The organism is Caulobacter sp. P1_D6, assembly GCF_056406095.1.
The window spans coordinates 46795-69847 of record NZ_JBFUAW010000018.1 but is presented as its reverse complement, the minus strand read 5'-3'; the positions used below and the strand labels follow the sequence as shown (position 1 = coordinate 69847).

General features: G+C 69.0%; 22 protein-coding genes. 2 read left to right on the top strand and 20 right to left on the bottom strand.

The genetic code is table 11. The annotated features are described in order from the left end of the window. Positions 1-3: 3 nt before the first annotated feature. The 18 genes from AC1DYP_RS12005 to AC1DYP_RS11920 all read right to left on the bottom strand — a co-directional run bounded on the left by AC1DYP_RS12005 (position 4) and on the right by AC1DYP_RS11920 (position 17052). Positions 4-798, bottom strand: coding sequence for an ABC transporter ATP-binding protein (locus AC1DYP_RS12005; RefSeq protein ID WP_477046526.1), 795 nt, complete (start codon positions 796-798; stop codon positions 4-6). Beyond that, complete coding sequence (locus AC1DYP_RS12000) at positions 795-1601, bottom strand: MlaE family ABC transporter permease (RefSeq protein WP_477046525.1); 807 nt, start codon at positions 1599-1601, stop codon at positions 795-797. Before AC1DYP_RS12000 ends, AC1DYP_RS12005 begins: the two co-directional genes overlap by 4 nt. A gap of 1 nt (position 1602) precedes the next feature. After that, positions 1603-2127 carry an outer membrane lipid asymmetry maintenance protein MlaD gene (gene mlaD, locus AC1DYP_RS11995; RefSeq protein WP_477046524.1) on the bottom strand — a complete coding sequence of 175 codons (525 nt, stop codon included), beginning with the start codon at positions 2125-2127 and terminating at the stop codon, positions 1603-1605. A gap of 15 nt (positions 2128-2142) precedes the next feature. Then, the gene (locus AC1DYP_RS11990) at positions 2143-2811 is read right to left on the bottom strand and encodes an MlaC/ttg2D family ABC transporter substrate-binding protein (protein WP_477046523.1); all 669 of its coding nucleotides are present in this window, start codon (positions 2809-2811) and stop codon (positions 2143-2145) included. Continuing rightward, entirely contained in the window at positions 2808-3635 is an 828-nt protein-coding gene (locus AC1DYP_RS11985) for an MlaA family lipoprotein (protein ID WP_477046522.1), read from the bottom strand. The genes AC1DYP_RS11990 and AC1DYP_RS11985 overlap by 4 nt, the downstream gene beginning before the upstream one ends. A gap of 448 nt (positions 3636-4083) precedes the next feature. Continuing rightward, positions 4084-5322: a class I SAM-dependent methyltransferase gene (locus AC1DYP_RS11980; RefSeq protein WP_477046521.1), complete on the bottom strand. Its 1239-nt coding sequence runs from the start codon at positions 5320-5322 to the stop codon at positions 4084-4086. Between the two features lie 369 nt (positions 5323-5691). Then, complete coding sequence (locus AC1DYP_RS11975) at positions 5692-6366, bottom strand: ABC transporter ATP-binding protein (protein ID WP_477046520.1); 675 nt, start codon at positions 6364-6366, stop codon at positions 5692-5694. After that, entirely contained in the window at positions 6363-7673 is a 1311-nt protein-coding gene (locus AC1DYP_RS11970; RefSeq protein WP_477046519.1) for a TolC family protein, read from the bottom strand. Before AC1DYP_RS11970 ends, AC1DYP_RS11975 begins: the two co-directional genes overlap by 4 nt. Then, complete coding sequence (locus AC1DYP_RS11965; RefSeq protein WP_477046518.1) at positions 7670-8575, bottom strand: HlyD family secretion protein; 906 nt, start codon at positions 8573-8575, stop codon at positions 7670-7672. Before AC1DYP_RS11965 ends, AC1DYP_RS11970 begins: the two co-directional genes overlap by 4 nt. Positions 8576-8583: 8 nt before the next feature. Then, the gene (locus tag AC1DYP_RS11960) at positions 8584-9714 is read right to left on the bottom strand and encodes an ABC transporter permease (protein ID WP_477046517.1); all 1131 of its coding nucleotides are present in this window, start codon (positions 9712-9714) and stop codon (positions 8584-8586) included. Further along, on the bottom strand, positions 9711-10133 hold the full coding sequence (locus AC1DYP_RS11955) for a DMT family transporter (protein ID WP_477046516.1): 423 nt from the start codon (positions 10131-10133) through the stop codon (positions 9711-9713). The genes AC1DYP_RS11960 and AC1DYP_RS11955 overlap by 4 nt, the downstream gene beginning before the upstream one ends. Then, the gene (locus AC1DYP_RS11950; protein ID WP_477046515.1) at positions 10130-11242 is read right to left on the bottom strand and encodes a peptidogalycan biosysnthesis protein; all 1113 of its coding nucleotides are present in this window, start codon (positions 11240-11242) and stop codon (positions 10130-10132) included. The genes AC1DYP_RS11955 and AC1DYP_RS11950 overlap by 4 nt, the downstream gene beginning before the upstream one ends. Further along, positions 11235-12071 (bottom strand): alpha/beta hydrolase, encoded by an 837-nt coding sequence (locus tag AC1DYP_RS11945; protein WP_477046514.1) that lies wholly within the window; start codon positions 12069-12071, stop codon positions 11235-11237. Before AC1DYP_RS11945 ends, AC1DYP_RS11950 begins: the two co-directional genes overlap by 8 nt. A 148-nt stretch (positions 12072-12219) precedes the next feature. Next, positions 12220-12588 carry a DMT family transporter gene (locus AC1DYP_RS11940; RefSeq protein ID WP_477046513.1) on the bottom strand — a complete coding sequence of 123 codons (369 nt, stop codon included), beginning with the start codon at positions 12586-12588 and terminating at the stop codon, positions 12220-12222. Continuing rightward, positions 12585-13499 (bottom strand): hypothetical protein, encoded by a 915-nt coding sequence (locus AC1DYP_RS11935; RefSeq protein ID WP_477046512.1) that lies wholly within the window; start codon positions 13497-13499, stop codon positions 12585-12587. The genes AC1DYP_RS11940 and AC1DYP_RS11935 overlap by 4 nt, the downstream gene beginning before the upstream one ends. 8 nt (positions 13500-13507) lie before the next feature. Then, on the bottom strand, positions 13508-14905 hold the full coding sequence (locus AC1DYP_RS11930; RefSeq protein ID WP_477046511.1) for an aspartate aminotransferase family protein: 1398 nt from the start codon (positions 14903-14905) through the stop codon (positions 13508-13510). A gap of 14 nt (positions 14906-14919) precedes the next feature. After that, complete coding sequence (locus AC1DYP_RS11925; protein WP_477046510.1) at positions 14920-15591, bottom strand: MtnX-like HAD-IB family phosphatase; 672 nt, start codon at positions 15589-15591, stop codon at positions 14920-14922. Between the two features lie 558 nt (positions 15592-16149). Continuing rightward, a complete protein-coding gene (locus AC1DYP_RS11920) occupies positions 16150-17052 on the bottom strand; it encodes a LysR family transcriptional regulator (RefSeq protein ID WP_477046509.1) in 903 nt (300 codons plus the stop codon). Between the two features lie 194 nt (positions 17053-17246). Here AC1DYP_RS11920 and AC1DYP_RS11915 point away from each other — a divergent pair, with 194 nt between their 5' ends. Together AC1DYP_RS11915 and AC1DYP_RS11910 are read left to right on the top strand one after the other, a co-directional pair. Beyond that, the gene (locus AC1DYP_RS11915) at positions 17247-17981 is read left to right on the top strand and encodes an SDR family NAD(P)-dependent oxidoreductase (protein WP_477046508.1); all 735 of its coding nucleotides are present in this window, start codon (positions 17247-17249) and stop codon (positions 17979-17981) included. Positions 17982-18034: 53 nt separating this feature from the next. After that, positions 18035-18634, top strand: a complete 600-nt coding sequence (locus tag AC1DYP_RS11910; RefSeq protein ID WP_477046507.1) for an NADPH-dependent F420 reductase — start codon at positions 18035-18037, stop codon at positions 18632-18634. A 141-nt stretch (positions 18635-18775) separates the two neighbouring features. Here AC1DYP_RS11910 and AC1DYP_RS11905 read toward each other — a convergent pair whose 3' ends face one another. Both AC1DYP_RS11905 and AC1DYP_RS11900 read right to left on the bottom strand, forming a co-directional pair. Then, positions 18776-21730, bottom strand: a complete 2955-nt coding sequence (locus tag AC1DYP_RS11905; RefSeq protein WP_477046506.1) for a DUF6493 family protein — start codon at positions 21728-21730, stop codon at positions 18776-18778. Then, the gene (locus AC1DYP_RS11900) at positions 21720-23024 is read right to left on the bottom strand and encodes an SWIM zinc finger family protein (RefSeq protein WP_477046505.1); all 1305 of its coding nucleotides are present in this window, start codon (positions 23022-23024) and stop codon (positions 21720-21722) included. Before AC1DYP_RS11900 ends, AC1DYP_RS11905 begins: the two co-directional genes overlap by 11 nt. Between the last annotated feature and the right edge of the window lie 29 nt (positions 23025-23053).

Here is a 23053-nt window from a genome sequence, read left to right as displayed (position 1 = left end):
GTCCTAGACCATGCTCGCCATCGGCCCGTCGGCGCGCCCGTCGACGAACTGGCGCACATAGGGATTGTCGGTCCGGTCCAGCTCGGCCGGCGCGCCGCGCCAGATGATCTTGCCGGCGTGGAGCATGGCGATCTCGTCGCCGATCGTGCGGGCCGAGGCCAGGTCATGGGTGATCGACACCGCCGTGCAGCCCAGCCCCCTCACCTGCTCGACGATCAGCTCGTTGATCGCCGACGAGGTGATCGGGTCCAGGCCCGTGGTCGGCTCGTCGAAGAAGATGATCTCGGGATTGGCCACCACCGCCCGGGCCAGGCCGACCCGCTTCTGCATGCCGCCCGACAGTTCGGACGGATAGGAGTCGGCGACGTGGGCGGCCAGGTGGACGCGGCCCAGGGCCTCGATCGCCCGGGCCTTGGCCTCCTTGCGGGGCAMGCCGTCGGCGTTGATCAGGCGGAAGGCGACGTTCTCCCAGACGCTCAGGCTGTCGAACAGCGCCGCGCCCTGGAACAGCACGCCGATGCGCTCGAACAGCTTGCGCCGCGACGCCCCTCCCCCCCACTTGAGACTTGGGCCGATCAGGTCCTCGCCGTCGACCAGCACCTTGCCGGCGTCGGGACGCACCAGGCCCATGGCGACCTTGATGGTCACCGACTTGCCCTGGCCGGACCCGCCGATGATCACCAGCGACCGGCCCGCCGCGACGCTGAGGTCCAGCCCGTCCAGGACCGGGCCGTCGAAGCGCTTGCGAACGCCCTTCCATTCGAGTTTTGGCCATTCCGGCTTTAGGGGGTCGGTCATGCGTTGGTGAACAGCGTTGTGAGGAAGTAGTCGGAAGCGAAGATCAGGATCGCCGAGGACACCACCGCGTGGGTGGTCGCCCGGCCCACGCCGCGCGCGCCGCCCTTGGCGTGGTAGCCGTGGTAGCAGCCCATGAGGGCCACGATGAAGCCGAACACCGCCGCCTTGATCAGACCCGAGCCGACGTCCCAGACCTGCAGGAAGTTGGCGGTGTTGCGGATGTAGACGGCGGAATTGAAGTCGAGGATCCGCACGGCCACCAGCCAGCCGCCGGCCACGCCGATGATGTCTGCGATCAGGGTCAGCAGCGGCAGGACCAGGGTCGCGGCCAGCAGGCGCGGCGCGACCAGATAGCGGAACGGGTCGGTCGACAGGGTGCGCATGGCGTCGATCTGCTCGGTGGCGCGCATCGCCCCGATCTCGGCGGCGATGGCGGCCGACACCCGGCCGGCCAGCATCAGGGCCGCCAACACGGGGCCGAGCTCGCGCGTGATGCCCAGGGCGACGATCTGCGGCATCACCTGCTCGGCGTTGAACCGCCCGCCGCCGGTGTAGATGTTCAGCCCCAGGGCCGCGCCGGTGAAGATCGCGGTCAGGCCCACGACCGGCAGCGAGAAGAAGCCGATGGCCAGCAGTTGGCGCAGCAGCTGGATCGGGAACCACGGCGGGCTGAACACGGCCATCACGCCGCGCAGGGCGAAGACCCCGACCCCGCCGACCATCTGCAGCGCGCCCAGGGTCGAGCGCCCGATGGTGCGCAGCGGCTTGAGGATCGCGGGGATCGCCGCGCGGGCCGCGGCCATCTCAGTAGGTGTCCGGAGCCGTGGCGGCGGGGTTCGCCGCGGGCGCTTCACCGGCCGCCGGCGCGGCGGCGGCCGCTCCGCCTTGCGGCCGCATCACCGAACCGATCAGGCCGAACAGGTCGACCGCGCCCTGGGTGTTGTCGATCTCGCCGCCCGGCTTGATGTCGTCGACCGCGCCGCCGGGGGCGATCGCCACGTGGACGCCGCCCAGCAGGCTGTCGCTGGTGATCTTGGCGGTGGAGTCGGAGGGCAGCTTGACGTCCGGATCGAGGCTGAGCTTGGTCACCGCCAGRTAGCTCTTGGGATCCAACGTGATCTGCGAGACCGTGCCGACCTTGACGCCGGCCACGCTGACGGGCGCGCCCGGCGCCAGCGATCCGACCTGGCCGAACTTCGCCGTGACCTCATAGCCGCCCGGCTTGCSGCCSACGCCGCCGACCGTCAGCGAATAGACCAGGAACCCCGCCGCCAGGACGAGAACGAGGAGACCCATCAAGGTCTCGGCCCATTGTTCGCGCAACCCCATAGTCTCCGGTCCCCGTTAGCGCGACGCGGGACGCTGGGCGTCCCGCTGCAATTGGCTGATCAGCACGTCGATATTGCCGCCGGCGTTGTCGATGGTCGAAACGAAGTCCTGCTGCTGGGTGATCGCCAGCCACACGCCCTTGAACTGGACGTCGACCACCTTCCACGAGGTCCCGTCGCCCAGTACGCGCCAGGAGACCGGCAGGGGCTGACGGACCTGGCCGCCGGAGATCGTGGTGTTGACGATCACGTCGCCCGGCTTGCGCAACGTCGAGCCGGTCACCGTCAGCGTCTCGCCCTGATAGGCGTCGATGCGGCTGCGATACACGGCCTCGGCATAGACGCGGAAAGCCGCCGCGAACCGCGTGCGTTGGTCGGGCGTGATCGTCCGGGCGTACTTGCCGAGTACGAAGTTGGTGATCTTGGGCACGTCGGCCAGTTCGTCGATGGCCGTATGGAAGATCGCCTTCTTCTGGGCGTCGCTCTGGCTCCTGTCGGCCAGGACCGAGATCACCCGGTGGGCCCGCGTCTGCACGAACTGCTCGGCCTGCGGATCGCGCGACGCCTGGGCTAGAGCCGGACGCGCCTGCGACAGCACGCCGAGGCTGACCAGGGCCGCCACCGCGAACTGCGCCAAGCGGCGCGTGGGGCGAGCGTTGATCAGGGCGGGTTCCGGACAGGTCATTGGGCTCCAGGCGTGCCGGGCGCCGGGGCGGATGGCGGAACTGCGGGGGACGTTGACGGCGCGTCGTCGAAATCAGGCAAGGCCTGCACCTCGCCGTTGGCTTCGCGCACCAGGGCCGCGCGGCGCTGGAGATAGGCCGATCGCACGGTCGCATAGGGATCCGTCGCGTCCTCAAGCGCCCGAACCTGAGGGTCGAGCCTGGACCGCGTATCCACAAGGGTGGCGCCCGTGCGCGTCGCCCCGAACGTCGTGCCGAAATTGCCGCCGACCAGGGTGACGGGGTCGGTCAGGACGTCGACCACCCGGCCCGCGCCTTCGCGCACCGTCAGCGGGCCAAGAACCGGAATATAGAAAAACGCCCCCGGCTGGACGCCGTAACGACCCAGGGTCTGACCAAAATCTCCCCGATGGTGGGGGAGGCCCATATTGGTGGCGACATCGAACAATCCGAGCACGCCGACCGTCGAATTGATCACGAACCGCGAGGTGGTCACCCCGGCGCGCTTGGGGTGACCCTGGGCGACGTCGTTGAGCAGGGTCCTCGGCTCGCCCAGGTTGTTGACCGCCGCGCCGACGCGGTCACGCACTGGATCTGGCGTCACGGCCATGTAGGCATGAGCGATCGGCCCGGTCACCCAGCGGTCCACACCCATGCTGAAGCCGTAGCTGGCACGGTTGAACGCCCCGAAACGGTCGTTGACGGTCGCCTTGACGATCACGGCGCCGGCCACCGGCAGGTTCGCGTTGGACGCCTCGGCGCTGGTCTGGGCCAGGGCGGCGGACGTCAGCGCCCCAGCCGCGAGAAGGCCGAGCGCCAGGCGCATTTCGAGCCTACGCGCCGCGGGCGCGACTGTGGCAAGGGGAAAACGGCGTCTGTTCATGGTGAACTCTTCTATTTACGAGACGCGTGGCTGCGCCGTTCTGGCCAATGACGCCGCCGCCCCACGGCCCCCACACACAATTGTCGCCGCGCGTCGGGCCGGCTCCCCCAGGAGCGCCGGGAGCGCGTCATCCGGGCCTGGCCAGGAGCGTTTCGGCGTCACGGGGCGGCGTCTCCTCGCCGAGGGACCAGCCGAGCCAACACCGCGCGCGGGATCCCGTGCGCCGGGGCGGAAACCCCGCGACGGTGGCGATGGCCGGGACAGGTTGGCGCCGACGCTCACGAGGATCCGCCCCTGGCGCGAGCGTCGAAACAGCCGGACGGGCCAGCCTTCAGCGGCCCTCTTCTTCTCGACATTTGCCGACCAAGGCCGCCGGGCGAGCAATCGCCGATCAGGCCGGCGCCCCTTCACGGGCGCGCAACGCCGATTCCGCTAGGCCCACATAGTCCCGTGTCAGCGGAACGGCCTCCTGCCGCCGGCCGATCTGCAGCTGGTAGACCACGACCTGCTCGTAGCGGAACGCCGTCTCCGACATGGCCAGGTAATATTCCCACATCCGGCAAAACCGCTCGTCGAACATCGCGACCGCCTCGGCGCGGCGGGCCATGAAGGCTAGCCGCCAGGCCCGCAAGGTCTCGGCGTAGTGCAGGCGCAGGACCTCGATGTCGGTGATGACCAGGCCCGACCGCTCGACCACCTTGACCATGTCGGACAGCGACGGCAGATGGCCGCCGGGGAAGATGTACTTGGTGATCCAGGGATTGGTGACGCTGGGCGCGTCGGAGCAGCCGATGGTGTGCAGCAGCATCACCCCGTCGTCTGTCAGCCGTTGGCGGCAGGTGGCGAAGAACTCTTCGTAGTTGCCCAGGCCGACATGCTCGAACATGCCGACCGAGACGATGCGATCGAACCGGCCCTCGACGGACCGGTAGTCGGTCAGGGCGAACAGCGCGCGATCGGCTAGGTCCTGGCTCTCGGCCCTTTGCCGGGCGCGGGCGATCTGTTCCTGGGACAGGGTCACGCCCAGCACCTCGGCGACGTCGGCGACCTTGGCCAGATAGAGCGCCAGTCCGCCCCAGCCGCAGCCGATGTCCAGCACCCGATGATGAGGTTCGAGCCGCAACTTGGCGGCGATATGGCGTTTCTTGGCCAGCTGGGCCTCGCCCAGACTCTGTCCGGGGTGCTCGAAGTAGGCGCAGGAATACTGCCAGTCCGGATCGAGAAACAACGCGTAGAGATCATCGCCCAGGTCGTAGTGGTGAGCGACATTGCGCCGGGACCGGCGCGGGTCATTGCGCTGACGCCAGAGCTGGGTGGCCGTTCGGGCGCGGTCGATGGCCTGGACGATGGGTGAAGGGCTGGCCTCGCCGTCATTGTCGAGCACCAAGCTGATGAAGTCGTAGATCGAGCCCCGCTCCATCACCAGCCGGCCCTCGGTGAACAGCTCGCCGGTCTTCAGGTCGGGATCGAGCACCAAGGCCCAGGCGGCGGCGGGGTCGGTCAACCGTACGACGACGCGTTCGCCGTCGCCGAAGATCAGACGCCTGCCCGACGGCATGACCAATTCCAGCCGCCCGCGCCAGACACGCGGCCCCAGCGCCTTCCGGAGGAGATACGAGGACAGGCTCATGGCAGCAGGACGCCCCGGCCCATCGGCAGGCCCAGGAAGCTCCGCGCGTCGACCTGCGCGCGACGCGTCGGTTTGAAACGCCCCAACACACGCAACCGCGGCGGCCGTGCTTGCCGATGCGTGGTCAACCTGCGCCGCGGTCGCCACGACAGGACCCGCCTTACGAACCGCGTCGCGCGAAGAAATCGGATGCTCATGGCGCAAAGACGACGTGCCTCGCCCGCTCCCTCATCGATTTTCACGACACCCAACGACGGCGCAGTGGCAATCTTGGGCCGTCGGGCCTGTTTCGAAAGAGCAACGGCGGCGGCGCGGTCCTTCAGGGGTTCATCACGTCGCTAAGCGCCCTCTCCCACCGAGTCGCGCCCTCTAGGCCAGTATTCGCCCATCTTCCATGCGCAACACCCGATCGGCCAGGTCGGCGAGCCGGGCATCGTGGGTGACGCAGACCACGGTCGCGCCGCTGGCCTGCGCCTGCGCCCGCAGCAAGCCGGCGATCTGACGGCCGTTCTCGGAATCGAGCGCCGAGGTCGGCTCGTCGGCGAAGATCAAGGCCGGGCGCTTGGCCAGGGCGCGCGCGATGGCCACCCGCTGCTTTTCGCCGCCGGACATCTCGCCTGGCCGGTTGGCCATCCGCCGCCCCAGGCCCACGGCCTCCAGAGCCTGAACCGCCCGCGACCGCGCGTCCCGGGTCGAGACGCCGAGCTGACGCAGGACGATCTCGACCTGCTCGCTGGCGGTCAGGGCCGGCAGCAGGTGGAAGCCCTGGAAGATGAATCCTGAGTGGGCCAGCCGGAAGCGGTCGCGCTGGTCGGCGCTCATCGGTTGCAGGGCCCTGCCCAACGCCTCGACCGCGCCGGAGTCCGGGCTCAGCAGGCCCGAGATGATCGCCAGCAGGGTCGACTTGCCCGACCCGGAGGGGCCGGTGATCATCACCAGCTCGCCCGACCGTAAACTCAGGCTGACCGGGTGCAGCGCATCGACCCTCTGGACCCCGGCGCCGTAGCTCTTGCTGACGCCCGTGGCGCTCAAGGCGATGGTCATGGTGTCTGACCGCCCAAGGCCAGCGACAGGTCGATGAACGCTTTTGCCCGCGCCGCGCGCGCGTCCGCCAGTGCGGTGTCAGCGCTCAGCGCCTGGGCTTCGAGGCGGGCTAGGGCCAAGCCGTCGATGTCGCCTTCTGCATGTCGCGCCTGGCCCGCGCCGAAGGCGGTGACAGCCTGGCCCCAGGCCTTGTCGGCGAGCACTTCGGACGCGGCCGCGTCCTGCAGCGCCGCCAGTTCCAGGCGCGCTTGGCCCCAGGCCTCGCCAACCGTCTTGCGATAGGTCAGTTCGGCGATCTGGTAGTCGGCCCGTGCGCCGCGTTTCCGGGCCTTGCCAGCGCCACCGTCGAACAGTTCATGGGTCAAACCGCCCGCGATCGACCAGGCCAGGGCGCGCACGTCCAGCAAATAGAGCAGATCGGTCTCGCCCGAACCGATGCCCGCCGTCAACGTGAAGCGGGGGCGCGAGGCGGCGACGGCCTCAGCGCGCCGGGCGTCGGCCGCCTGCAGGCGCGCCTGGGCGGCCTGGATGTCAGCGCGCATCAGGACGGCTTCCGAAGGAACGCTCGTCACCAGCCGCGTCAGAGGGATGTCGTCGCCCGAAAGGGCCGGCGGCGCGATCGGCCCATCGAGACCCAGCAGCACACCCAGGCGAATGCACTGAGCCTCGACGGCGTGGGTCGCGACCTGAACGTTGGCGCGCGCTTGGGCGGTCTGGATCTCACCGGCCGACACCTCGACCGCCAGGACCACGCCCTCGTCGCGCCGGTGGCGCATCAGCTGGGCGACCTGCTCGGACAGCCGCAGAGACTCCTCGGCCGCCGCCTGATGCGCTTGCGCGCCGCGCAAGGTCACATAGGCGCGAGCGACCTGGGCCAGCACCAGCTGCCGCGCGGCGGCGGCGTCCGCAAGCGCTGCGGTCTGGTCGGCGGCTGCGGCGCGTTGCGCCTGCTTCAACCGGCCGAACAGATCGACTTCGTAGCTGCCCAGGACCGGAACCCCGGCGCCGTTGGCGGTCGACGAAAAATCGGCGCCGCCCACGGCCGCGACCGCGCCGATCGTCAGATGCGGCCGCTGTCCGGCGCGGGCAAGATCGACGTCGGCGCCCGCCCGCTCGAGACGCGCCAAGGCCATGCGGATATCCAGAGACCCCAGCTCGGCCCGCACCAGCAGATCGGCCAGGACCGGATCCCCCAGATCCGGCGACCAAGGCGGACCGGCCTCCGACGCGACCGCCTGGGCCGTCGACGCCGCTTGCACGATCGCCGGTGCGACCAGGAGAAACGCCGCCATGACCTGGCCGATCATCTGCCGATCCTCGCCAACACCCGTTGGCCCAGGCGCAGGCCATTGGTCTCTTCGAACGCCAGGACCAAGCGCAGGACGCGGCCGTCGCCGCGGCCGCCCGGCTGGTCGTCCAGGGCGGCGGCCTCGAAGGTCGGGGAGACCCGCACCACGCGAGCTTTGAAGACGTGTCCGCCACCGCCGGCGTCGGTGATCCAAGCGGTGGCGCCCGGTTCGACCTTGTTGACGAAGGCCTCGTCCAGCTCTGCGCGGACGATCCGAGGTCCGTCCGGCGCCAGGACGAACAGCGGCGTGGGGGAGCCCGCCACCGCCGCCGAGCCCACAGCCGCTGAGCGCCGCAGCACCACGCCCGCCACCGGCGCCCGGACGGTGCGCGCGGTCTGTTCCACCTCGGCCAACCGCTGACGCACCCTGGCGACGTCGACGGCGCGACCGGCCTGTTCGCTCTGGGCCGCGGCCACCACCGCGGCCTGGCGCGCCAAGTCGGCCTCGTGGCCGGTCGCGGCGTCCGCCGAGGCCAGGCGGGCCATACGCGCGGCTTCCCCCTGGGCGGCCGCGGATCGCGCCTGGGCCTCGCGCCAGGCCGCCCGAAGTTGGGCCGTTTCCGCCGCCGCCTGCTCGACCAGCAGGGCTGTGCGATCCCGGTCGAGCTCAGCCAGCACCACGCCGCGCTCGACATGGGCGCCTTCCTCGACGCCCACATGGGTGATCAGGCCGTCGCGCGGCGCGGCGACGGGGATCAAGCCGCCCTCGACGGCGACCACGCCTCGGGCCATCGCGCTCGCCTCCGGACGGTTCTGGGCCGTAGCGCTGTCTGGCCCCTTCTGACAGGCGTTGAGCGCCAGGGCCGTCAGGAGAATCGGCAGGATCGGCACGCGATATCGCCGCGCGGGGGTCGAAACCATGGACAACCTCATAAGAGCAATGCGGCCGGATCGGCGCGGGCGACATGGCGCAGGGCCCAGAGACCCGAACCGAGCGCGACCAGCACCACCAGACCGATGGCCACGGCGGCCATCACGGGGGTCAGCACCAGGGGGGTGGCCTTGAGACGCGCCAGGGCCACGAGCATCGCCGTCAGGGCGCCGGCCAAGACTAGGCCGGCGGCGGCGATCCAGGCCGTCTGGGCCAGGACGATGGCGCGCAGGGCGCCGACGGTGAACCCCAGCGCGCGCAGGGCCGCATAGTCCTTGAGCGAGGCCGCGACGGCCGCCGCTAGGGTCTGACTGGTGACGATCACCGCCACCAGGATCGCCACCCCGCTGCCGAACACGAAGGCCACCCCGGCCCCGGATTCCGCCAGCCAGTAGCGGACGCTGCGCTCGGCGAAGGACCGGCTGGTCATCGCCTCGAAGCCCCGTTGGCGGCCGACCTTACGGAGGTCGGCGACCGTGGCCCGGGCCTGGGCCGGATCGAAGAGCCGCGCCGTGAAATAGGCCGCCCCTTCCCCGTCGCCAATCGTCGGGTCCAGCCGGCGGGCGGTGGCGGGCGAGGCGATGACATTGACGCCGCCCAGGGCCCGCAGGCCCTCGGTCACGCCGGCGATCCGCACCCGATGGCCGTTGATCTCCGCCAGGCCGCCGACATCCGTCTCGAGCTTGTCCAGGTCGGCGCGGTCGACCAGCACCGCGTCCGGCTCGGCCAGGGCGGCGCGCAGGTCGGTTGGCAGGGCGTGCGCCAGCACCATGGCGCCGGGATCCGGATCGACGCCGACGATATAGACATTGACCATGCCGTGGTGGCGGGTGCGCCACTCACCCGAGCCCCAGTAGAAGGGCTCCACCTGGGCGACGCGCGGATCGGCGCGCAGCAGCAGTTCCGTCGCTCCGCCGATCGGCCGGCCCAGGTCGATGCTCTGGACGCCCGGAAAGCCGACCCAGAGATCGGCTGACGACTTGGTGACATAGACGCTGGCCAGCGAGAACACGCCGAGGATCAGGCCAGCCTGCAACAGCACCAGCAGCCCGGAAAAACCCACCGCGACGGCGGCCGGTGCGAAGCGTCGCCAGTCGAACAGCAAGGTCTTGAGCGCGATCGACCTCATGCGCCCACGCCCGGCGTGGCGGGGCGAACCTCGCGTCCGCCATGGCCGATCAGCCAGACCCCAAGCAGGATGGCGATGCTGCCCGCCACCTGCAGCGCTCCGATCGGCTCATGGAAGACGACGACGCTGGCGGCGATGATCAGAACGTAGCTGACGGCCGAAAGCGGGAAGGCGGCGCTGAGCGGCATTTCGGCCAGGACGATCATCCAGGCCACGAAGGCGGCGACCTCCAGGGCCAGCAGCAACTGGACCGTCGGCATCTGCGCGGCGCTGATCAGCCAGGCCAGGTCGAACTCGATGTGGGCCAACTGCGCGGCCGAGGCTTTGGCGGCGATCTGGTAGCCAAGGGTCAGCAGCGGCAGGATGGCGAACAGCACCACCGGCGCGAGGCGGCGGGGCGCCTTGATCTTCGGGGTCATGCGGCCAGTCCTTCAGGCGGGTCGCCCAGCACCAGCGGCGCCAGGGCGCGAAGGGCGCCGTTGAGCAGGCCGTTGCGATGGCGGAAATACTGGATCGCCGGGGTCAGCCGGCTGCCGAGCCGCCGCTTGTCGCCGAGGTTGGCCTGGCCGCTCTGATAGCGCTTGAGACCCCGCCGCAGGCCGTGCTCGATATTGAGGAACCAGCTGAGGAAGTAGAGGTTGTGGGCGCGGCCGCGCTCGGCCTCCATGCAGAAGAACTTGTCGAGCAGGACTTCGCCGTCCTCGAGCAGCAGATTGAAGGCCAGCAGGTCGCTTCCGACATAGTAGAGCGCGAAGATCGCCCGCCCCGGCATGCGGGCGGCGACTTCGGTGAAGAAGGCCGGCGTCAGCGTCTCCAACTGGGCGGAGGCCCGCGCCAGGGTCTGGTGATAAAGCGCCATCGCGCGCGGCAGGTCGGCCCCCAGGTCCGACCGCATCTCGACGCGCACGCCGTGCCGCGCGCGCAGCTTGCGGCGCATGTCGCGGCGCACCCCGCTGGACAACCGCGCCAGATAGGTCTCGATGTCGGGGAAGTCGATGACGAGGTCGGCGATCGCCTGTCCCGGCACGGCGCTGTAGCCGGCCGAAGCCATGACGCCGGACCACAGCTGGCCTTGCGCGAAGTCGGCGTCCTTGACGCCTGTCAGCGGGCATCCCGCCTGGACCGCGTCCTGTTCGAAAGCCTTGATCAACGCCGCCAGGACGGCGGGACGATCGGCCTCGGACAGGTTCGGCGCGAAGCCCGCGGTCGCTGTTTCCGTGCAGGGCGAACCGAGACAGGCCAGCTTGGGCGTCATCACGCCCGGCGCGATGCGGCGCACGTGGTCGGCGATCTTGCGGCCCGCGCCTTCGAACGTGGTCTCGAGCCGATAATCGGTGATGAAGGCCGGCGCCGCGCCCACCAGGCGGCCGGCGCGATGGACCAGCACATAGCGCCAGGCAAAGCCCGCCAGGCCCGAGCCTTCGATGGCGCGCAGATAGTCGAACCCTTCCAACGCGCCGCCGAACAGGGCGTCCCACTGGCCGCGCGGCAGGTCGTCCAGTGTAGTCAGGATCCGGGTCTCAAACATGGGACTTCAGCCCCAGGCTCTCGACCAGCAACGGCGCGTCCTCGCCGAAGAAGGCCGCCGTCAACGCCGCCACGCGGTCGCGCTCCTGGTCAACGTGGATCATGTGGTAGCTGTCGTCGAGCAGGTGCAGGCGCGTCGGCCCGCCCAGCGCCTTCTCCAGCCGATAGGCGTTGCGCGGATGGCTCATGTCGTCGTTGCTGGCGTGCAGGATCAAGGTCGGGGTCTGGATGGTCTTGCCGATCCGTTCCAGCCGGCGGCTCATCCGGTACATCTGGTAGAGCGCGCCAAGCGGGAGGCGGTCGATGGCCCCTTCGATCAGGCCGCCGGGCGCGCGTTCCGCCAGGCTGCGCAGCCGTTCGTCCTTCAACCCGAAGGGATGGGTCTCGGCCCAGCTCAGTTGGCGAACGCCCGGGAGGTTGGCGACCAGCTGGATCACCGGCGCGGCTGCGGCGAAGCGCGGCATGTTCCAGCCGTCGTATTCGAAGGTCATCGAATAGACCGCCGCGGCGCGGATGGTCGGGCGCTCGGCGGCCAGCATCAGGCCCAGCGCCCCGCCGACGCAGATTCCCGCCACGTGCACGGAGTCGACCTCGGCGGCGAAGCGGTCATGAGCTTCGCACAGGCCATCGAGCCAGTCGCGCCAAGTGGTCCTCAGCAGCGTCGCCTCGTCGGCGCCATGGCCCGGCAGCAGGGGCGCGGCGACCTCGAAGCCGCGCCGCGCCAGGCGCTTGGCCAAAGGCTTCATCTCCGCCGGGGCGCCGGTCAGGCCATGCACCAGCAAGACGCCCTGGCCGGAACGGCCGGCCAGCCGGAGCGGCTGGACGCTCATGAGCCCGCCGCCTGGGTCGAGCCGCGCGTTTGTCGGTCGGACCGGGCCAGGACGCCCAAGGCCTGGCCGACGATCGTGCGGCCGAGCGCGCGCCTGGCGAGACGGAGGTCTTGCGGCGTCATGGCCATCGCTCCGGGCTTCGAATCGGTCACAGGCCTGACAGCCCCACGCAGGTCACCCCGGCGGCGACCAGGGCCGCGCCGGCGATCTGGATCAGGGTGAGCCGCTCCTTGAGGATCAACGTCCCGGCCAGGGGCACGCCGGCATAGGTCAGGGTCATGATCGGGAAGGCCAGACTGAGCGGGGTGGTTTCCAGCACCAGCACCCAGGCGACCATCTCGACGAACCAGAACACGAACCCCAGCCACAGCACCGGCTGCAGGGCGAGCGCCGCGACATAAGCCCGCTTGCCCTCGGCCCCGTCCGAAGCCGCCTTGAAGCTGAGTTCGCGGCCGATCTCCGTGACGATGCAGAAGGCCAGCAGACCGGCGCTGGCGAAGGTCAGGGCCGAACTCACGGCGCGACCTCCGAAAACAGCGACAGCAGACGAAGATTGGTCGCCTGATTAATCCGCCGCGCCACGGCGGGGAGCGGCCCGCGATGCGGCTGATCGAGAAAGGCTTCTCCGATCTTCAACAAGGCGGACAGCGGTCCCGGACCGTAGCGCGGCGCCGACCAGTCCCCGACCACGTCGGCGCCGATCACCCGCGCGCGGGTCGCTACGGCGCGGACGAGCGTCTCCAACCCCTCCAGGCTCAGTCGCCCCTGGTCCCAGTTGGTGACGGCGTCGGCCGATCGCAGGACGTCCTTGTCGATGGTGACGTAGACCGCCGGGGTCGTGATGCGCGACGCCAGCAGGTCGACGAAGCCGCCCTCGCCCATCGCCTCGATCGACGGCCATTCCTGGCCGCCGAGCCGCAGGGCGGGGCCGCCGTCCGGCGTCCGGTACGGATAGAGCTCGACCCGGCCTTCCGAGACCAAGTCGAGATCCGCGCGCTTGGTCTCGGGGCGGTCGATGTCGCCGCTGCAGACGCCGACGGTGATCACCCTGGCCACGCCGGGCAGGCGCGCGGCCCGCCCGACCCAGGAGCCGCAATGCAGGCCGTTCTCGAACCGCACCCAGTCGGGATGGTTGTCGAAATGCACCACGGTCACCGCGCCGACGCCCGACGCCGCGAGGGCTCGCTCGATCAGCATGGGCGTCACGTGGTGGAAATCTCCCGAACCGGCGAACACCAGGTCGGGACCTGTTCCGCTGGGTGCACGGTTGCGCAGGCGTTTGGCCAGCGCGGCCAGGGCCGGCGGCCGACTCCACAAACGCAGAGCCGGTTCCAGATCCCGGGCCTCGACGGTCAGGCCGCCGGCCCGCTCACGCAGCACCGGCTGCGCGCGCAAAGCGCCGTCGAGGTTCAAGAAGACCGGCCGCATCCCGTCACTCAATCGACGCAACGGCGCAGGACCGCGTCGAGCAGCTTGAGGGCCAGGTCGATCTCGCCCTTGCTGATCTCCAGCGAGGGCGCCAGCGTGATGACGTTCTTGTGGTAGCCGCCGACGTCGAGGATCAGGCCGTAGCGCTTGCCGTCGATCTCGATGTCGCCCTTCATCCCCTCGGCTTCCATGCGGTTGAGCAGGGCCTTGGCGGGGGTGAAGCCGTCGGCCTCGCAGATCTCGGCGCGCAGGGCCAGGCCCAGGCCGTCGACGTCGCCGATCTGCGGCCAGCGCTTCTGCAGGTCCTTCAGGCCCTCCAGGAAGTAGGCGCCCTTCTCCATCACGGCCGCGCCGTAATCTACCTCGGACGTCATCCGCAGGGCCTCCAGCGCCACCGCCGTGCCCATTGGGTTGGAATTGAAGGTCGAGTGGGTCGAGCCGGGCGGGAAGATCTCCGGGTTGATCAGCTCCTCGCGGGCCCAGACGCCCGACAGCGGGTTCAGTCCGTTGGTCAGGGCCTTGCCGAACACCAGCACGTCGGGCTGCACGCCGAAGTGCTCGATCGACCACAGCTTGCCGGTCCGATACATGCCCATCTGGATTTCGTCGACCACCAGCAGGATCCCGTGCTGGTCGAGGACCTTCTTCAGCTCGATGAAGAAGTTGGGCGGCGGGATGACGTAGCCGCCGGTGCCTTGGATGGGCTCGATATAGAAGGCGGCGTATTCGGCCTGGCCGGTCTTGGTGTCGAGGACGCCGTTGTATTCTGTCTCGAACAGCCGAGCGAACTTGGCGACGCAGGCCTCGCCGTACTCTTCCTTGCTCATGCCCTTGGGGCCGCGGAAGTGGTACGGGAACTCGATGAACTGCGCGCGATCGCTGAAGTGGCCGAAACGCCGGCGATAGCGGTAGGACGAGGTGATCGCCGAGGCGCCCAGGGTGCGGCCGTGATAGCCCCCCTCGAAGGCGAACATCAGCTGCTTGCCGTTGCTGGCGTTGCGCACCAGCTTCAGCGAGTCCTCGACGGCCTGGGCGCCGCCGACATTGAAGTGAACCCGGCCCTTGCGACCGAACTTCTTTTCGGCGTCCTGGGCGATCATCGCCGCCAGTTCGACCTTCTCGCGGTGCAGGTACTGGCTGGCCACCTGCGGCAGGGTGTCGAGCTGGCGGTGGGCCACGGCGTTGAGACGCGGGTTGCGGTAGCCGAAATTGACCGCCGAGTACCACATCTGCAGGTCCAGGAACTTGCGGCCCTGGCTGTCGTACATGAACGAGCCTTTGCACCCGTCGAAGAACTTGGGATCGGGCAGGTAGTGCACCGTGTCGCCGTAGGAACAGTACTGGGCCTCGAGCGCGCGCAGGGCGGCTTCGTCGAGGACTTGAGCGGTATTGTCGGCGTCGTACATGAAGGCGGCTCCAGTCAGATGGCGGCGCGGCGCGCCATGCGGTCGTGAGCGGCCGCGAGCGTCGTCGTGATGGTGTGGAAATCGGAGAATTCGTGATGGGGCATGGCCCGCGAGCGGGCGTAGGCGGCCAGCTTGTCGCGGGCGAACAGCAGGTCGGCGCGGTTGGAGACGCAGAAGTCCGAACGCCCGTCACCAATGAAGACCAGCGGGCCGTCGAGCGCGTTGACGGTCTCGTCGCCCGTCGCCACCTGGCACTTGCAGACGCCCGAACCCGCCGCGCAGCCGGCGCGCGCCCAGGGCTGTTCCAAGCCGCGCGCGCCTGCCTCGCCGACCAGGACGTTGGCGACCACCGGCAGGTGATCCAGGCCGTGGCGTCCCAGGATCGGGGCGATGAACCGGTCGACTCCGTCGCTGACCACGGTCAGGGGCACGGCGCTGGCCTCGCACCAGGCGACGAACTCGACGAAGCCGTCGGCCAACTCGACGCTGTCGAGCACCGCATCCAGCGCCGCATCGTCGCCGCCGATCAGGGCGATCTGGCCGCGCATGCACTCGGCGGCGGTGATCTCGCCGCGGGTCCAGCGCGCCTCGAGCACTTCCCACGCCGGGTCGGCCAGACGGGTCAGGACAAGATCGGTGGTGTCGAGCTTGGCGATCGTGCCGTCGAAATCGCAGAATACTCGCATTCACTCGCCATGGCTTCAGACGCCTCGGCGCCGCTTGAGCCAATGACGCCGTGCGTGTTCGGCCCCCTCACCGATTTTTTCGCGCGCCGTCTCGGGGCTCTGCGGCCTTGCCCTTTGCGACCGCAAGCCATGTATCTTCAGCGCCCCGCCCCCAAGAAGAGCCGAGCGTTCTCGCGATGATCATCGACCCGCCACGGCAGATCCTCGGCCCCGGATTTCGGGACGGGACGGCGTTAAACTGAGAGCCCGCCCCGGCGCGTGACGTTCAACGTCAATTGGGGTCAGCAGGCCAACCGGCAAGCTTCATCGCCCGGCAGATGAAGCTGCACATCAACTACTGGGAGATCCAGCGATGCGAGATCGGACGCGGCTTCAGCATTTGCTCGATGTCCGCCGCCCCGCACGGAGGAAAGCGCGTTGGGCTGCTAACCGCAGTGTCGGACTGAGAGGTAGATAGAACGCAACATCTGCTACGCCATCTGAGCGCCAGCAGCTGCCTTTGGAGCAGCTCCACATTCCGGACCTTCAGTCGGAGGTGGCGACGGCGTCGTCCGCGCGTCAGTCGCCGGATGCGGACAGTCCCGTAAGCAGCGGTGCGTAGCCGGCGAGCCTCAGGGACACGAATTCTATGAAAAGCCGTACGCGCTTGGTCTTGCGCGTCTCGCCCTGGGTGAGGATCCAGAGCGCGCCGTTTAGGCGTGGCTCGATGCCCGGCGCCCTCGCCAGCAAGGGGTCGGCGTCGCCGACGAAGCACGGCAGTCTTGTCATCCCGATTCCTTGCCGCACCGCGGCGACCTGCGCCTCGGCGTCCGGCGCCCTGAAAGGCGCCCCGGCCGCGCGGACCTCGCCCGCGTTGGCCCAGTCGGGGACGCCGCGATCGTTGATGACGATCGGCCGGATGGGAGCTACCGCGCCCGCACGCCACTTGGCCAGCAGATCGCGGGACAGATAGACCCCGCCGGCCAGTTGCGGACCCACCAGGCCGTGGAGATTAAGCGGCAGAGTCTTGCGGTCGACGACGAAGCGGATCGCAACATCGGCCTCCCGGTTGGTCAGGTTAGCCACCTCGCCGGTCGATAGGATCTCGATCTCGATGTCCGGATGCAGGCGGGCGAAATCGGCCAGGTCCGGCATGAGAAGGTGGGTCGCCAGAAACGGCGGCAACGTGACCCGCAGCAGGCCGCGCGCACTCTGGTCGCGCCCGAAGACGCGCGTCTCCAGCTGGTGAGACGACGCCTCCATCTGCTCGGCGAACTCGACGACTTCCTCGCCAGCGGCGGTCAGGCGGTAGCCCGACGGCCGCTTCTCGAAGACTTGCACCCCGAGCCGTTGCTCGAGCTGAGCGATGCGCCGGAGCACGGTCGCGTGGTTCACGCCGAGACGCTCGGCGGCCGCCCTGACCGAGCCGCCACGCCCGACGGCCAGGAAGTATCGAATATCGTCCCAGTCGATCATGGTCATGGTGCGATCTTGCACCGTGACGCGCAACTTTCAACGGCCGCGCCTCCATTACAATAGAGCTCCACCAATCATGCGGATCGTTTTCGCACCACCGATGTGCGCTGTTCCGCACTGAACGCCCAGGCTTGGCAGACCTATTTCGAGGCTCTCGGATCGTCATCGGACGACCAAACGGAACCTCGAAGGAGAAGGTCATGGGCAAGCTTGACGGTAAGGTGGCGGTCGTCACGGGTGGAACGAGCGGCATGGCGCTGGCCAGCGCCAAACGCTTCGTCGAGGAAGGAGCTTACGTGTTCATCACCGGCCGGCGGCAGGAGGCGCTGGACGATGCGGTGAAGGTGATCGGCCGCAACGTAACGGGCGTGCGCGGCGACGCGGCCAATCTCGACGACCTCGACCGCCTGTTCGACACGGTCAAGCGCGAGAAGGGCAAGATCGACGTGCTCTACGCGAGCGCGGGCACCGGCGAAGCCGTCCCGCTTGGGGAGATCACCGAGCAGCACTTCGATACGACCTTCGGCCTGAACACGCGTGGCACGCTCTTCACAGTGCAGAAGGCCTTGCCGCTGTTCAACGACGGCGGGTCGATCTTCATGACCGGGTCGGTCGCCTCTCTCAAAGGCTTTCCGGGCTACAGCGTGTATGCGGCCAGCAAGGCGGCCCTGCACGCCTTCGCACGCGGGTGGCTCAACGAACTGAAGGGCCGGAACATCCGGGTGAATGTGCTGCATCCGGGGCCGATCGCCACGCCGATGCAGGATCAGGTCCTGACCGAAGAGGCCAAGAAAATGTTCGAGTCCCTGATCCCCAGGGGAACGATGGGCCGTGCCGAGGAAATCGCGGCCGCCGCGCTGTTCCTGGCTTCGGACGATTCGAGCTTCGTGAACGGGGTGGAGCTGGCGGTCGACGGCGGCTTCTCGGCCATCTGAATTCGCGCCGGATCGCCCCGAGCGGCTGATCCCAACACCACAGGAGAACCATCATGAGCTATGCGATCATAGGTTTCGGCAAGATCGGCCAGGCCCTGGCCCACGCCTTCGCCCGCAGGAACATCGAGGTGGCCGTCGCTAGTCGCCACGCGCCCGAGGCCCTGGCGCCGCAGGCAAGGGCTATCGGCCCGACGGTCATCGCCAAGTCCCTGCAGGACGCCCTCAAGGCCGACACGATATTCCTGGCTGTCCGTTCCGAGTCTCATCGGGATGTCGCCAGAGTTCTGTCGAGTTGGGAAGGCAAGACCCTCGTCGACGCGACGAACTCGCAGGTCCCGCTGGAAGAGATGGACGGCCTGCTGTCCTCCGCGTTCGTCGCCAAGCTCTACGCCGGCGCCAAGGTCGTGAAGGGCTTCAACCACTTGGGCGCCACCGCCCTGGCGGCGGATCCGGTCGTCGTGGGCGGCCACCGCGTCGTCTTCCTCGCGAGCGACGATGAAGATGCGGTCGCGCCCGTGGCGGCCCTGGCCAAACAGCTCGGCTTCGCCCCCGTCAATCTGGGGCGGTTCGACGAGGGCGGCGCGCTGGTTCACGCCCGCGGGTCCGCCTGGGGTCCGCTCATCTTCCAGAACATGTTCAAGAAGGAGCAGTAGCGGACTTGCAGTCCAATTGTGGGAGGGGTGTTTCAGCGCCCTTCCCGCCCCCACCTCTTTGGTCTCCGGCTGGGCGCGCCAGGCGGACTTTCGGATCATCAAGAACTACGACCTTCATGCATGCCCATTCGCGAAGCTGAATCAGGCGCGCAATAGATCCTTCGCCAACCTCGCCGCTTTCCCGCTCCCACCAACTTCACGCAGCGCGGCCTGCGCCGAAGCCGCGAGGGGCCGTCCGGTCAGCGCCCGCGCCTCCAGAAGAACCTGGAGCACGTGGATCGCGCTCCGTTCCTCGAAGTCGAGGCGCGGAAGCCAGGCTTCCAAGGCCTCGCAGACCACCTCGGCATGCAGGGTTGAAACCTGCACGACTTGCAGCAGCCCCTCCCCCAGCCGGTTGAGCTTGCCCCATTTGCCTTCGCCCAGCCGCGCCATCACCTCGGCGAACAGACGGGGGTCGAACACCCGGCCCTCGATCCCCTCGATCAGAGCGTCGACGGCCAGACCTTTGACGTCGGCGTCCTTGCCGATCAGGCCCAGGCAGAGCAGCAGGTGCCCGACCTCGCCCCAGGGGCGGTTCTTCTGAAACAGCGAGTGGAGAAATCCGAACCCGGGCATCCAATTGCTGCTGTTCTCGTCGATCCTGTCCGCCAGTTTCGCGGCTCCCTTGATCTGCGCCCCGGCGGGATTCTGCGGCCAGAGATAGGCAAGCCATTGGGTGACCCAGACCGTGTTCAGGTCGCCCGAGAAGTGCTTGGCCTCCGACCGCCGGCACAGCGCGGCCGTGGGCAGCTCGCTCCACTTCGCCACCAGCGGACCTTGCAAGGTGGTACGCAGGCGGGCGATCAGCCCGCCCGGGACCGCCCTGTCCGTCGTCTCGCCGCCGCGCTCCACCGTGACGTGGAACTCCGGCGTCTTCCAGCGCATCTGTTGATGCTGGCCGGTCTTGTGGGCGGCGCGCCAGCCATACTGCGCAGGCTTCAGGCCGTCGGGCCAGTCGTCCTCGACGCCCAGCGGCGCGAAGGCCGCGCTCCAGTCCGCCAGCGGCGCGCGGCAGCGGGCGGCGGTGATCAGAGCGGCGTAGGCGTTGCGGTCTTCCTTGGCCGGCGGGGCCTCGCCGCCCAGCGCGAAGATCACGATCCGGCGCAGCGGCGCGGGCAGCGAGCCGGCCCGCTCGAGGGCTTTGTCGCGGTTGTCCGGCGCCAGCCGCAGCAGCGACAGGCGGAAGTCCATCGTCCGGCCAAGTCCGGCGACAGGGGCGAGCTCGTGCAGACGATCCATCCAGACCAGCGGATCGATCCATCCGCCGTGGTGCGTGGGCGCGGACAGCAGCGTCCGGCTCTCCCGCCGCGCCGCCCGCTCGGCGACCGCCCGCAAATGGGCGATCATCGGCTCGAAGGCGTCGTCCTGCGTATAGTATATCGAGCGCTCGAATTCCGTCCGGTACAGCCGGCCGTGCGCCCAGCTGAAGATCAGATCGACCAACGCCAGGCCCGCGCCGACCCGGACGACCCCGAGGCCGTTCGCCCCCGTGCGCCCGTGCTCGAGACGATGGACCAGCGGGGCGACGCGCTGCTCGAAATCAGCTGGCGGGCGGCCGGCGAAGCGGCTGATCGCGTCGACGATCCGCTCGATCTCGTCCGGGCCGTCCACGACCTCGACCGCATGCAGCACCGCGTCGATCAGCGCGTCGACCGACGGAATCGGCGTCAGTTCCATCTCTGGGGACAACACCGTCCGGCCGACGACGTCGCCGCCGATCGGAACGTAGGCTTCCGGCGGCGCGCCCGACAGGGCGGACAGCGCGCCGGCGGCCGCAACCCGTTCCGCGCGTCCCGCCGGCGCCGTGGCCGGATCCTGACCCACCAGGGCCAGCAGCCGGACCCTATTGCTGGCGGCGACGAAGCCTTCGAGTTCGGCGATCAGCTGGAGGTGCGCGGCCTCCAGCCGCCCGACGCTCGCCTCCAGCAAGGTCAACGCCTTGGCCTGCACGTCCGCGTTCGCGTGGCGGAGGGCCTCGACGGTCGCCGACAGGCATCGCGCCCGCGCGTCTTCGTCACGCGCCGCCGTGCGCTGGACCAGCGTCAGCGCGGCCATGGCGTTGCCCTTGCCGGCGCCGGCGAACACGCCCTGGATCTCGCGCAGCACGGGATCTGCATCCAGCGCGCCCAACTTCTCGACCTTGGTCAGCATCTCGATCGCGAACTTCGCTACGTGGCCGACCGAATGGCACAGCAGGTCGATGTAGAGCGGCTGATGCCGCAGCAATTCCTCCGAGGTCGGCGTCATCTGGACGTAGAAGCGATGGAAGCCGGCGAGCTGGTTCTCCTTGATGTCCAGCCGCAGGCCGTCCAAGGCCGCGCGCAGCAGCCGCTCCCGATCGAGCCTGCCTTGCGTCGACAGCTTCACCAGGGCTTCGGGCCAGGTCTCGTAACCGGGGGGCGCGCCGCTGGTGAGCCAGCCGTTGGTGTTGAAGGCGATGGTTTCGATCTTGAACAGCGCCCACACGTCCTCCAGCAGGATCGGCTCGTCGATCAGTTGCTGGCTGAGCGGCGGTGGCGGCGGCGTCGTGTCCGGCTTGCCCCAGTCGCGAGCGCGCATCAGGTAGGCGGCGAACTTGCCGTAGTAGCCGTCGACCTCCGGCTTGCGGCAGACGCCGCTCTTCATCCAGGACAGGATCGTGGGCAGGTCAAGCCAGGTGAAGTCCTGCTCCAGTTCGTGGGCGATCCACTCGTCGATCCAGGGCGGACGGCGGTCCGTCAGGATGCGCTCGGCCACCGGCTGTTCGCCCCACACATGCAGGCCGCGCTTCTTCAGCGCCGAAAGGGGACCGAGCGCGAACAGGGCCACCGCGGCTTTGTTGTTCTCCGGCGCGCTGTAGAATCTCCAGGCCCCCTCCTTGCCCCGTTGCGCCAGCAGCGCCTTCAAGCGCTCGGACGCGGTTTCGCCGGCCTTGCAGGCGCTCAGCTGCCGATGCAGCTTCTGCGCCGCCGAGGACAGTTTCGCCCGCGCCTTCTCGTCGAGGTCGGCGCAGGCCCGCTGCAGCGGCCAGGCGTCGCCTTCCCCGAGGATCAGGTCCTCCAGCATCTCAGGCGTCATCGCCGTCCGCTCCCTGCTGCACGAGCGACGCGGCCAGGATGTGCTTGCAGGGGCCGCGCTGCCCCTGGTGCTTGCTGAACCAGGGACAGGTGCAGGTGTCCTGCTCATCGGACAGCCGCACACGGTGCTCGGTCCCCGTCCCCTGAACCGCGAAGGTCAAGCCGCCTCCGCCGCCGAGGGATCGGACCTTCCCTTCCTCGACCAGCTGGCGGGCGTTACCGAGCCGCGGCTGCATCTCCTCGACCTTGGCGAGGTCGAACGGCAGCTCGCGGTGGAAGTACTGCTGCGCATTGGCGTCGAAGCCGGCCAGGCCTCGCGCGCCCAGAACCGCCAGCGCGTCCTTCACCTCGCCCGCATCCATTCCAAGCGAAGCGGCCAGCCCATTGGGGTCAAGGCGCGACTGCCACTTGAGGCTGGCGCGCACCTGCGCGATGGCGTTGTCCGACGGCGGCCTGGCCAGCGCCGACAGCACCTGCCCCTCCCCGGAAAAGCCGCGATAGACCTCGGGGCTGATCATCAGGGAGAAGCTGCCTTGAGGATAGCAGACCTCCCAGGCGCTGGCGCCGCTGTCGTCGTCGGCCCACACCTTCAGGCTTTTGGCGCGCAGCAGCAGCGGCTCGATGATCTTCACCCGATGGGTTCCCAGGATCGGCACGGCGCCCTTCTGCGGGCGCTGGCTGAGCCGTATGGACCGGCCCACCGACGCGGCGTAGCTGGGCATCTTCGGCCGCGAGGCCTGCGGCAAGCTCCGGACGAACCGCAAGGCTTCGGCCGCGGTCACCTCCATCTTGAGGTCCAGTCGGGGCTGATAGGCCTGCACCTCGCTGAACCCCTTGATCCAGCGCAGCGGCAGCTTGACCTTCTTTTCGACCGTGCGTTCGGCGCCCCGGCTAAGCACGACCTCGTCGGCGCCGACGGCGAAGGCGACCTCCTCGTCGTCACGCAGGCGCAGCAGGGCGTTGCGCATCTCGACATTGAAATCGACATTGGTCGTGCCTCGACCTTGGCGCTCACCGTCGAAAGCCGAGGCTGGCAGGTCGACCCGGGCGTAGACGCCGCAGCATCCGCTGAAGCCCTCCAGCCGCAGGATGTCCTCGGTGCTGGTCAACACGGGATCAAGCAGGGCGGGCCGCGGCAGGAAGAAGTGCGTGCGGACGACGTCGCTCAGCACATAGAGCATCTCGCCGACCATCCGCGGATGGCGCAGGCGGCCGTCGAAGAAATAGGGCTGGGCGTGGTCGGCGTTGCAGGTCGCCAGCGACAGCCGCGGGGAGCCTCGTCCGCTGGGCTCCATCCGCGAAGGGGAAGCGTAGCGATAGGTGA